Raw genomic sequence first — 12,119 nt, 5'->3', positions numbered from 1 at the left:
GTTATTTTTGACAGGACAACCTAGACCGAGGGAAATCCCCCTCTGTTTCTTCATATTGGCAGGAAATATAAACAATTAACTTGTATTTCAGGCTAGAATTATATTAAACTATTTTCATAAACTATAACGTGACGGTTAGGAGGAGATGTTCAGATGGGGCTGAGAAAAAGTATCGTATTGGTGAACTAGCACAGATTGCACAGGTGACGAAACGAACTGTAGATTATTATACAAATCTAGGATTGCTTGCGCCTGTTAGATCTTGCTCAAATTATCGTTATTACGATGAACATGCTTTAAAACGATTACAATTAATCGTTCTTTGCAAACAGCAGAGATTGGCTCTTTCTGACATCAAATCCAGATTAGATGAACAATTCCCTTCTCAAAAAGAGAATCAAGATGAACTTGTCCATTTAACCTCTGATATCGATCGGATGAATGAGCATATGGACCGCATTTTGGCACGTTGTAAGCAGCTTCAACCAGAACAACGTGAAAAACTAAAAGAGCAGCTTACACCTGAAAAAATGACCGCTGTCCAATCATTTTTACTGCTGTTAAGTTAAAATTTTTACTAAACAGGAGGTGTTACCTTCGTTCTCAAAGTCAGAACGAAGGCCTTAATTGGACATAGTTAATTTACTCATAGTTGCTTTACTTATAGCTTTAACCGCATTTTTCGTTGCATCAGAGTTTGCGATCATTCGCTTAAGAAGCTCAAGAATTGATCAATTAATCGCAGAAGGTAATAAAACAGCAGTTGCTGTCAAGCATGTGACGACTCACCTTGATGAGTACTTATCTGCCTGTCAGCTTGGTATTACCATTACCGCCCTTGGAATAGGTTGGTTAGGGGAAGAAACGATTGCGCATATGCTTGCTCCACTATTTGTAGAGCTGTCCATTCCTCAATCAGCTAGTCACATTGTTACTTTTATTATTGCGTTTAGTATTATGACGTTTTTACACGTTGTGGTTGGAGAGCTTGCACCGAAAACACTCGCCATTCAAAAGGCTGAGCAAGTATCCCTTCTTTTTGCTAGACCACTGATGATCTTTTACAAGGTGATGTTCCCGTTCATTTGGGTATTAAATGGATCTGCTCGTGTATTAACGAAAGCGTTTGGTCTACAGCAAGTATCTGAGCATGACATGGCGCACTCAGAAGAAGAATTGCGGATTATTTTATCAGAAAGCTATAAGAGCGGCGAGATTAACCAGTCTGAATTCAAATATGTAAACAAGATTTTTGAATTTGATGATCGTCTGGCGAAAGAAATTATGATTCCTCGTACCGAAGTTGTTAGCTTCCCTCATGATATTACCATTGAGGAAATGCTGAAGGTAACCAAGGTAGAGAAATATACACGTTATCCAATTGAAGATGGCGATAAAGACAACATGATCGGTGTTGTAAATATTAAAGAAGTGCTCACTGCCTGCATTAGCGGTGAATGTTCTACAAGTGATACGATCGAAAAATTTGTGAATCCGATTATTCATGTGATTGAAACGGTTCCTGTTCATGATTTACTGCTTAAAATGCAGCGTGAACGTGTTCACATGGCGATCTTATCAGATGAATATGGCGGTACAGCAGGTCTTGTGACTGTTGAAGACATCCTTGAAGAAATCGTCGGTGAAATTCGTGATGAATTCGATATTGATGAAATCAATGAAGTACGTAAGCTAGGAGAAGACCATTACATCTTTGATGGTAAGGTCCTTGTCGATCAAGTCAACCTGCTACTAGGTATACAGCTTGATAACGAAGAGGTCGACACGATCGGTGGCTGGTTCCTTACGCAGAAATATGAAGTAGAGAAAAATGACTCCATTCGTGAACAAGGCTATGAATTTATTATTAATGAGGTCGATGGACACCATGTGGTATACATCGAAGTCAAAAAGTTAAATGAACAGCTATTAGAAGCAGCCGAAGAAGGCGCTTCGTAAGAAAAAAACGACCCTTGCCTAAGCAAGTGGTCGTTTTCTTATGCCTTTTCTATTAATTGAGCTTCAAGTTCTTTGATTCTTGTGTTTAATACTTCGGTCATGGCACCTAACCGTTCTTTTGGCGGCAGATGGTCAAATTCTGACAGTTCAATCGGTTCACCAATGATTAAGCGCATTTTCCCCTTTTTGAAGAGGCTTTTCGCATTTGATGGTCCTTTGTATGCCGCTGGAACAATTGGCGCTTTGCCAAGCTGCGCAATGGTGACCGCCCCTCTTTTTAAAGGAACATCTTCTGTTGTACGTGTTCCACTCGGGAAAATCCCAACGATCTTTCCCTCTTTTAATAATTTAATGGGCGTTTTAATACTGCTTGGCCCAGGATTCTCTCGATCAACTGGAAAGGCATGAATTCTCTTTAAAAATCCACCGATCCATTTATTTGCAAACAATTCTTTTTTCGCCATGTAGTGGATCTCAAACGGAAGAATTCCTGCGCCTAAGGCAAGAACATCCACAAAACCCTCATGCGTACAAGCAATGACAAACCCCCGATCTGTTGGCAGATTCTCTTTTTGATAAACTTTGATTCCGCCTCGGAGAGTAAATAATACTTTGATGGTATAGCCTGAAAATTTATACATAGTGCACTTCCTTTGTTTGAAGAATGAAGGATTCGTTTCCATTATAACAAATTTTTTATTACCTGGTACTAAAAATTTCGTGATGCAGCTAAAATAAATGCTGTTCACTCAAATCAGTTTTTCGTTTGAAATGATTGTCTTTTCTGTATTCAGCCTTGAGGTTTTAGGAGAGAATAGAATAGGAATTGTGTCCAATTTTGTCGTTTTTCAAGTTATTTTCTCGATTTGGTCTATTGAAAATACTTTATAAATGAAGCAAATTTCGCTATGATAAGGAGAAATGATTTTGATTCGGCGAAAGAGATGAGTAATGTACGGCCTATGAGAAGTTTCGTGCAACTTTATGCCTTTCTTATGCGTGTATAACATAGAGGGGAGAAAAATCAGTGACGATCGATGAAATTTATCAAATGTATATGAACGATGTTTACAGGTTTCTGCTCTCCATGACAAAGGACAAACATTTGGCGGAAGACTTATTGCAGGAAACCTTTATGCGAGCTTATATACATATTCATTCCTACGACCATAGCAAAGTGAAACCTTGGTTATTTCAGGTGGCACGAAATGCTTTTATTGATTATGTCAGGAAACATAAAAAAGAAGTGACCATATCGGATGACCTAATTGGCGGCCTTTTACAAACGTCTGTACAAAGCCCTGCTGAACAGGTTGAAATAAAAGAAGTTCTCACTATGTATTTGGAGCAGCTTCCAGATAACTACAAGGAAGCGTTGACATTGTATTATTTAAAAGAACTGAATTACAAGGAAGCATCCAAGGTCATGAATATTACTGAAGCAAATTTCAAAAGTGTTTTATTTCGTGCAAGGCAGCGCCTAAAAGCACTTTACAACAGAGGTGTTAATGATGAATGAAGAATTTAACAAGCGATGGGAACAATATAATAATGGCGAGATGAATGAGGAAGAAATGATAGCGTTTGAAGAAGAGCTCGAAGAAAATGAAAAGCGCTTAAGTCAGGAGCTGAACGACTCGGATTGGACAGACTTTTCCATCAGTCCTGAAAAGCAAAAAGCCATTTTACAATACGGAAAAAGAAAATCATACTTACGGATTTCCGTACTTGCTGTCATATCTACACTCATTATTTTACCGCTTTGTACATTAGGAAGTTATCTATACTACGGAGTTGGCGGAGCAGAGAGCAAAGGCAATCATTTTATGGAAACAGCTGCTGTGACAGTCGCTCTGACTAAACCAAATGTGGCCATTGATATGAAGGATTTAAAAGGGCAGGTCAAGCTGTTTGGTATGAACACAGAGCTTAAGCTGCAAAAACAAATAGGCAATAAAACAGAAGCCATTGGCAGTGAACAAATTGAAATGTTTTTCGATAAATTAAAGCAGCCTACCATTTCTTATTATGGTGACAGTGCACGCAATACGGAGGATTTCTTTACCCACCCTTCTACGCAGGCAGATGCATCAAAAAAACAAACACTCACCACTTTAGACAAGCTTCCTGAAGGAACAGTAAGTGAAGTGTATGTATCCTATGACAAAGCTTACACACCAAAGGACGTTTATTCCTTTGCTAAAAAATACGATATGAAAGTGCTTTGGAATGCGATTAAAACTGAGGATTCATTAAGTGGAAATCAGCGGCCGATCGGTTTCCCTGGAAAAGACTCCGAATTTTTAAAAGAGCTTCAGCACACATCAAAAACAGAGGTAGATCAATTCAAAGATGCCCTTGCGTATGTCAATCAGCATCCAACCTGGGCAAAAACGATCTCCGGCAGACCTGAACTTGATCTGTCTAATCGAATACGCTATATCAATCAAAATGGCGTCACGATTTATGGCTCAGTTGTCACAGGTCCTTCTAAAGAAATTGAGAAATTTGTGAAGACAAAACGGATTAAAACGGCAAAAGTGAGCGAGGTGGAATTATGGAATTGGTAAGAATTTTTAAAGAGCATAATGTATTTGGCTGGATTTCTGTCGGTACAGCGATATTATCCCTACTCATGCTGAACCTCGCCATTATCAGCAACGTGACATTTTATTCTTTTCAAATGCTTCCTTTTGCAATGGCCGCAGTTCCATTTGGCATTATTGAACTGTTCATTAAAAAAGGCCGTACGGGACCAGGCTTCCTCGGTGTCGTATTGAATATCTTTGTGATTGTTTGTGTCTATGCGATCGTATCCATCGATGTCGATCTTCAATTAGGCTTTTAATTAAAGCCGTTCTTCAAAGTGAAAAGCCCATGTTACTTGACTGCACCAAGTAGCACGGGCTTTTTTCTATCTATTCTTTTATTTTTTGTTTAATTCTGAGTGCTTTCTTGAATATAAGAAATACACAGCTAGTCCAATGACAAGCCAGATGAAGAATCGAACAAATGTGATGGTGCCGAGTTTATAAATGAGCAACCCGCAAGAGAGAATAGCTAAGATTGGAATAAGTGGAACTGCTGGGCATTTGAATGCTCTCGGTAAATCAGGCTGCGTTTTTCTCATGACAATGACCGCCACTGAAATCAAAATGAATGCGGAAAGTGTCCCGATGTTCACTAGACTTGCCAGCTCATCAAGTGGAATAAACCCACCCATTAATGCTGATAATGTACCGAAGAAAAGTGTATTGATATATGGTGTTTTATATTTTGGATGAACCTTTGAAAGAACCTTTGGCACCAAGCCATCACGAGACATCGCAAACATGACACGTGTCTGGCCGTACAGCATGACAAGCATGACTGTAGTCATCCCTAGAATCGCCCCGACATCCACAATACCAGCCACCCAGTTTTGACCCGCTACTTGTAAAACAAGAGACACAGGATGGGATACTCCCTCAAAGTTCATGAATGGAACGATGCCCGTCATGATTGCACTGACAACGACATACAGCAAGGTACAAATCAACAAGGAAGTAATGATCCCTCTTGGCAAGTTGCGTGATGGATTCTTTGTTTCCTCTGCCGCAGAAGCGACTGCATCAAACCCGATAAATGCAAAGAAGACAAGGGCTGCTGCACTTAAGACGCCTGATGTTCCAAAGGGAACGAATGGTGTCCAGTTTTCTGGTTTTACATATTTCACAGCGACTAAAATAAAGAGCAGGATCACAGCAATTTTCATCAAAACCATGATGTTGTTGACTCGTTTTGATTCTTTAATACCGAAGTACAGCAAGAAGGTGATAATCATTAAAATAATAAATGCAGGAAGATTAAAATAGGTCACTTGACCCTTTAGACCACCTGGTGCTGCTGTTAACTCTACCGGTATATGAATGCCTATCCCATTTAAAAATGACACAAAATAGCCCGACCAGCCTGCTGAAACGGCACTAGCGGCCAGCATATATTCTAAAATCAAATCCCAACCAATGATAAACGCCAAAAATTCTCCCATTGATGCGTACGTGAATGTATAAACAGATCCTGACACAGGCACAGTGGAAGCGAATTCCGCATAAGACAGTGCTGCAAACAAACAGGCAATACCTGCGATCACAAATGATAGAACGAGTCCTGGCCCCGCTGTAACGGCTCCTGTACCTGTCAGAACAAATATCCCTGTCCCGATAATAGCCCCAATACCAAGCATCGTTAAGTCAAATGATCCTAATTCCTTTTTTAACGCTTTTTCCCCTTGTGTTGCCGAAATAAGATCTGAAATGCTCTTTTTTCTAAACAACGAATTGCTCATACCATCACTCCCTAAACTTAGTATCAGTCTAAAGACGCCACCCTTTATCATTCGCGATATTTTCTGAATATTTAGAATACATTTAGTACAATAAGTTGGTGGCGTAAAATTATTATATATGAAAATTAAAAAATGAAAACACTTTTTTTAAAAAAGTGCAGAAATTCATCTATATCAACAAAATATTTGTCAATGTGTACGTTATATTTTCTACATACTTTATTCAATACTCAGCCTGTCCCTCTTCATTTATTATTCAAAAACCAAAATTATGCTTTTTTCATATAATAATGATTGAATAAAAATAAGACTCCCTTTTTCTTAGCGAGTCCGAATTCGTGTTATTTAAAAGTCTTTAGACTGGTAGTGAACGATGGTAAAGGTCTATTTATAAGATGCGAATGATATATGAAAAAAAGACTGCTCCATGAGCAGTCTCAGATTGTTGACAAAGGGCTAAAATGTTGTTTATTTTAGTCCTTTGTCTTCTTTTCAGCGTGATAGAAAACCTTTGCAGTCTAGGAAGGACGAGTACTGGAGCGGAGCGAATTCGATATTCGTGAGCACCGGCACGCAGAACTGACACCGAATGCGAGGGTTTGTCTACACGCTGAGACTGCTCCATGAGCAGTCTCTCTGAATAAATTAGTTAACAAATGTTTTCGCGCCAAGGTAAATCGGCTTCCAATAGCTTGAATTCATATCACTGATCGTCACACCGTCAGAAGCAGCATGAATAAACTTGTTGTTTCCAATGTAGACACCCATGTGAGATGGACCAGATTTATAGGTTGTAAAGAACACAAAGTCTCCAACTTTTGGTGTTGAGACGCTCTTCATCGAGCCCCAAAAACCTTCTGTTGTTTGTCTTGGAATCTTTTTTTGTTTGTTAATGATGTACCACATAAAACCGCTGCAATCAAAGCCCTTCGGTGTGGTTCCACCCCATTTATATGGTGTACCGTCCTGCGCTTTAGCATCTGCTACAAGCTTAGACGTGTTTAATGAAGAAGTAGAGACTGTTTTTTCTTTGACAGGTGCCGTCTTCACTTTAGACGTCTTTTTCACCTTTAGCTTTTGTCCAATTTTGATGAGGTCTGTTTTGAGTTTATTTAACGATTTCAGCTCTTTCACTGTCATCCCATACTTTTTGCCAATCTTAGATAATGTATCACCTTTGACCACTTTATGAGTGGCTGTCGCTGAAGCTGCTTTTACTTTTGTTGTTGTTTTGGATGTTTTCGTTGCTGTTTTTGAGGAAGTGCCATTTACTTTTAAGGTTTGTCCAACATAAATGATGTCAGATTTCAGCTTATTGTCTGATTTAATCTTACTCACAGTGGTTTTGTATTTTTTCGCTAGAACAGATAGAGAGTCACCTTTTTGAACCTTTACTGATTGTGCTGAGGCAGCTCCGGCAAATAATGTCGTCCCAAGTAGAACTGCACTTGCAGCTGTGATCAATTGTTTTTTCATTTGTTCCTCCTGTATGTATCTATCATGATCCGAATTTTTATCTACTTACTATTATAAGGATCAAATACCAGAAGAAATAGTCTTGACTTCCTACGACATTATGCTTAATTCGGCAAAATTTATTTTTTTTAGGGTTCTTTTTATTTCATTTTCATTACACAATCATGACAAAATAATCTCATCTTGTCATGGATAAATGATACATTCATTTCTCTTTTTGGTCCATTCTATGTAAAGTGAACCTTTACAATTTTAAAGCGAACTTTACGGTGCTGTAAAAAGGAATCCACAATTCTGCTCTACCATTGTAGACGTAAGAGCGATACATAAACAATGAGGAGGCAAAATGAATGAGTGTGTTGAAAAGCTCTAAAACGAAAATAGCTGCAGTAGCGGCGGCATCTGTACTGTCGATTGGTATTTTTTCAGGAATTGAATTTGGACAGGCTGACAAAGCTGAGGCTAAAAAGAAACCAAAAAATGACGTGCAAAATGTGATCGTGCTCATTGGAGATGGCATGGGAACACCTTATCTTTCAACTTACCGCTCATTTAAACACAATGGTGACCTTTCCAAGCAAACAGCGTTTGACCCTTACCTCACTGGCCTGCACAAAACATATCCTGATGATTCTAAAAGTAACATCACCGATTCAGCAGCAGCTGGCACAGCCATGGCAACTGGTCAAAAAACATACAACAATGCCATCGGCGTAGACAAAAACGGCAAGAAACTAAAAACCGTGTTAGAAGAAGCAAAGCGCAAAGGAAAGTCTACGGGTCTTGTCGTAACATCTGAATTAACAAATGCGACACCCGCTGCCTATGCCGCTCACGATGTGTCTAGAAAAAACACCGCAGCCATCGCGGATGATTTCTTCGATGAAAAAATTGGCAAACAGCATACAGTCGATGTCATGCTTGGCGGAGGACTTGTCGATTTTGTTCGCAAGGATCGTGATCTGACGAAGGAATTCAAACAAGCAGGCTATGATTATGTCACAAACAAAGCAGCCTTACAAAAAAACAACAACCAAAAAGTATTAGGTATTTTTGCTGATGGCGGTCTCGATAAAGCCATTGATCGCGATAAAAACACCCCTTCTCTACAAGACATGACATCCTCAGCGATTAAACAGCTATCTAAAAACAAAAAAGGGTTTTTCCTTATGGTAGAAGGCAGTCAAATTGACTGGGCGGGACATGATCATGATATCGTCAGTGCGATGAGCGAAATGAAGGATTTTGAAAAAGCATTTGAAGAAGCGATTCGTTTTGCGAAAAAGGATAAAAACACGTTAGTCATCACAACTGCTGATCATTCAACTGGCGGACTTTCCTTCGGGGCAGATGGCTCTGGCAGCTGGGATTACAAACCGGTCAAAGCAGCGAAAAAGACGCCTGATTTTATCGCAAACAAAATCGTCAGCGGTATGACTGTGGAGTCTGCACTGAAACAATATATCGATCTTGATTTCACAAAAGAAGAAATTGCCTCTATCCAAAAAGCCGCTGAAACAAAGGATGCTGTTAAGATTGATGATGCGATTGAAGAGGTGATTAACACAAGATCACACACAGGCTGGACCACATCAGGTCATACCGGTGATGAAGTCCCCTTCTTCGCATACGGACCAACAAGTCAAAAACTAAAAGGTCTGATGGAAAATACAGATCAGGCAAAGCATATTTTTAGATTACTTAATCAATAAGACGAAGACCTTTGTAAGAGCAGGTGCACTAAGTGCCTGCTCTTTTTATTATTCAATCTACTAGATAAAATTCTGAAAATAAAGATATTGACAAATTGTTTATTTGTCTTACAATTAAACAAAAGAGTTTTGGTAGCGCTTACCTTTCTTTTTAACAATTCACAGGAGGTTTTTTAACCATGATTCAAGGTAGAAAAGCACCAGAAGGCATATTAGGTTTTCCTGTTGCCCCTTTTCAAGCAAATGGGCAGCTCTCTGAGGAAGCACTATTTCAAAACATTCAATTCTTACTAGACGAAGGGCTTGATGCTATTTTTATTGCTTGTGGGTCGGGAGAATTCCAGTCTATTAGTCAACAAGAATACGAGCAAATGATTGATGTGGCACTGGCAGCTGCCGGTGGTAAAGTCCCTGTTTATTCAGGAGTTGGTGGAAATTTAAATACTGCCCTGGAATGGGCGAAAATTTCCGAGGAAAAAGGAGTAGATGGCTTCTTATTACTCCCTCCCTATTTAATTCATGGAGAACAAGAAGGGTTATATGAATACGCCAAAACCATTATCGAAAGTACGAACTTAAATGCCATTTTGTATCAACGAGATAATGCTATTTTCTCAGTGCAGCAAATCAAACGGCTCACTTCTTTTGAACAGCTTGTTGGAGTAAAGGATGGAGTCGGTGATATGGATTTAAACGTGAACCTTTCCTATACGATAGGCGACCGGCTCAGCTATCTAAACGGATTGCCTATGGCAGAGGTCACAATGCCGGCTTACTTACCGATTGGCTTTCATTCCTATTCCTCAGCCATTTCAAACTATATCCCCCACATCTCAAGAATGTTTTATCACGCACTAAAGACTGGTGATCAAGAAATGGTCAAGGACATATACACAAGTGTTATTTTACCGATTAACCGGATTCGACGGCAGCGAAAAGGCTACGCGGTCTCATTAATTAAAGCCGGCATGAACATCATGGGGCATGCTGTTCGCAATTCAACAAGACCCCCTGTTGTCCCTGTAGAAAAAGAACATTATCAAGAGCTGGAAAGTATTTTGCAACATGCAATGGAGCGCTTCCCTAAAAAAGCAACTGTAAATTAAAAAAGAAAGGAGATCAAACATGTCCATTTCAGTAGATCAAAAAACGTACTTCAATTATGTCAATGGTGAATGGGTAAAGGCTTCGACAGGAGAAGTAATCCCGATCGAGAACCCAGCCAACAAAGAAGAGACCGCTGGATATGTACAGCGCTCAAGCCTTGAAGATGTGAACGCAGCTATCACTGCCGCTCATAAAGCAAAAACAGCATGGCGAGATTTATCAGGTGCAGAACGAGGACAATATCTTTATAAAGCAGCTGATTTGCTAGAGGAACGTCTCGATGACATTGCAGTCACTGCTGTAAAAGAAATGGGGAAAACACTTCCGGAGGCAAAAGGCGAAGCGGCACGCGGCGTGGCCATCCTCCGCTATTATGCCGGCGAAGGGATGCGCAAAGAAGGCGATGTCATTCCTTCTACTGATCGAGAGGCTCTCATGTTCACAAAAAGGGTTCCATTAGGTGTTGTCGGCGTCATCTCTCCTTGGAATTTCCCTATCGCCATCCCAATTTGGAAAATGGCTCCTGCACTCATTTATGGCAACACGGTCGTCATTAAACCTGCATCAGAAACAGCCACTACTTGCGCAAAAATCATCGCCTGCTTTGCAGATGCACACCTCCCAAAGGGAGTAGTCAATATGATAACAGGGTCGGGAGCAGTTGTAGGTCAAGGAATGATTGAACATCCAAATATCCAAGGAATTACATTTACTGGATCAAATGCAACCGGTAAAGCCATCGGTCAAAAAGCCTTTGAACGAGGCATCAAGTATCAGCTTGAAATGGGCGGGAAAAACCCCGTTATCGTAGCCAATGATGCGGATCTTGATCTTGCGGTAGAAGCAACCATTACAGGAGCCTTTCGTTCAACAGGACAAAAATGTACAGCAACAAGCCGAGTCATTGTCCAAGAAGACATCTATGATGCCTTTAAAGAAAAGCTGCTTCAAAAAACGCAGGAAATCACTATTGGGGACAGTTTAAAAAAAGACGTGTGGATGGGTCCGATCGCAAGCAAGCAGCAACTTGATCAATGCCTTTCCTATATTGAAACAGGAAAAAAAGAAGGAGCCACCCTTCTCTTGGGCGGGGAACCATTAACAGATGGTGATTATCAGAATGGTTATTATATTGAGCCTGCCATTTTCGAACATGTCACCTCAGACATGACCATCGCTCAAGAAGAAATATTTGGGCCTGTCATTGCTTTAATCAAAGTGCAAGATATCAATGAAGCATTTCACATTGCCAATGATGTGGTTTTTGGCTTAAGCGCTTCTATTTTCACACAAAACATCGGCCGTATACTGACCTTTATTCGAAATATCCAAGCAGGGCTCATTAGAATTAATGCAGAAAGTGCTGGTGTAGAATTACAGGCTCCATTTGGCGGAATGAAACAATCAAGCTCTCATTCTCGTGAACAGGGAGAAGCGGCAAAGGAATTCTTCACAGCCATTCAAACCGTTTTCATTAAATCGTAAAATTGAAGCATTTGAGAGGGCATCTGCCCTCCTCAATCCTCTAATTTAGAAAA

11 protein-coding genes are annotated in these 12,119 nt (G+C 40.0%); 8 read left to right on the top strand and 3 right to left on the bottom strand.

All coding sequences use genetic code 11. The features are described 5' to 3' along the window. Nucleotides 1-128: 128 nt before the first annotated feature. A complete protein-coding gene (locus tag IEE86_RS15050) occupies nt 129-569 on the top strand; it encodes a MerR family transcriptional regulator (RefSeq protein WP_191097946.1) in 441 nt (146 codons plus the stop codon). Between the two features lie 58 nt (nt 570-627). Then, nucleotides 628-1,959: a hemolysin family protein gene (locus IEE86_RS15045; RefSeq protein WP_191097945.1), complete on the top strand. Its 1,332-nt coding sequence runs from the start codon at nt 628-630 to the stop codon at nt 1,957-1,959. Nucleotides 1,960-1,997: 38 nt separating this feature from the next. Here IEE86_RS15045 and IEE86_RS15040 read toward each other — a convergent pair whose 3' ends face one another. Next, entirely contained in the window at nt 1,998-2,600 is a 603-nt protein-coding gene (locus tag IEE86_RS15040; RefSeq protein ID WP_191097944.1) for a lysophospholipid acyltransferase family protein, read from the bottom strand. Nucleotides 2,601-2,986: 386 nt separating this feature from the next. On the opposite strand from IEE86_RS15040, the gene IEE86_RS15035 reads away from it, so the two are divergent. From IEE86_RS15035 to IEE86_RS15025, 3 genes are read left to right on the top strand one after another with little or no spacing between them, the layout of a single operon-like run. Next, nucleotides 2,987-3,478: a sigma-70 family RNA polymerase sigma factor gene (locus tag IEE86_RS15035; RefSeq protein ID WP_024425287.1), complete on the top strand. Its 492-nt coding sequence runs from the start codon at nt 2,987-2,989 to the stop codon at nt 3,476-3,478. Next, a complete protein-coding gene (locus tag IEE86_RS15030; protein ID WP_191097943.1) occupies nt 3,471-4,529 on the top strand; it encodes an anti-sigma factor in 1,059 nt (352 codons plus the stop codon). The genes IEE86_RS15035 and IEE86_RS15030 overlap by 8 nt, the downstream gene beginning before the upstream one ends. After that, nucleotides 4,517-4,807, top strand: coding sequence for a hypothetical protein (locus IEE86_RS15025; RefSeq protein WP_024425288.1), 291 nt, complete (start codon nt 4,517-4,519; stop codon nt 4,805-4,807). Before IEE86_RS15030 ends, IEE86_RS15025 begins: the two co-directional genes overlap by 13 nt. A gap of 78 nt (nt 4,808-4,885) precedes the next feature. Here the strand turns inward: IEE86_RS15025 and IEE86_RS15020 are convergent, their stop codons facing one another. Both IEE86_RS15020 and IEE86_RS15015 read right to left on the bottom strand, forming a co-directional pair. Continuing rightward, nucleotides 4,886-6,286 (bottom strand): branched-chain amino acid transporter BcaP, encoded by a 1,401-nt coding sequence (locus IEE86_RS15020; RefSeq protein WP_191097942.1) that lies wholly within the window; start codon nt 6,284-6,286, stop codon nt 4,886-4,888. Nucleotides 6,287-6,931: 645 nt separating this feature from the next. After that, nucleotides 6,932-7,762, bottom strand: a complete 831-nt coding sequence (locus IEE86_RS15015; protein ID WP_191097941.1) for a C40 family peptidase — start codon at nt 7,760-7,762, stop codon at nt 6,932-6,934. A 350-nt stretch (nt 7,763-8,112) separates the two neighbouring features. Here IEE86_RS15015 and IEE86_RS15010 point away from each other — a divergent pair, with 350 nt between their 5' ends. From IEE86_RS15010 to gucD, 3 genes are all read left to right on the top strand, one after another. After that, nucleotides 8,113-9,474, top strand: a complete 1,362-nt coding sequence (locus IEE86_RS15010; protein WP_191097940.1) for an alkaline phosphatase — start codon at nt 8,113-8,115, stop codon at nt 9,472-9,474. Nucleotides 9,475-9,653: 179 nt separating this feature from the next. Next, nucleotides 9,654-10,580 carry a 5-dehydro-4-deoxyglucarate dehydratase gene (gene kdgD, locus IEE86_RS15005; RefSeq protein WP_191097939.1) on the top strand — a complete coding sequence of 309 codons (927 nt, stop codon included), beginning with the start codon at nt 9,654-9,656 and terminating at the stop codon, nt 10,578-10,580. 19 nt (nt 10,581-10,599) lie between these two features. Then, nucleotides 10,600-12,066 (top strand): alpha-ketoglutaric semialdehyde dehydrogenase GucD, encoded by a 1,467-nt coding sequence (gucD, locus tag IEE86_RS15000; RefSeq protein ID WP_191097938.1) that lies wholly within the window; start codon nt 10,600-10,602, stop codon nt 12,064-12,066. Nucleotides 12,067-12,119: the final 53 nt, after the last annotated feature.

This window comes from Bacillus crepusculi (assembly GCF_014764715.1).
Taxonomy (GTDB): Bacteria; Bacillota; Bacilli; order Bacillales; family Bacillaceae; genus Bacillus.
The sequence above is the reverse complement of the archived record's forward strand: the minus strand, read 5'-3'. Positions and strand labels throughout refer to the sequence as shown.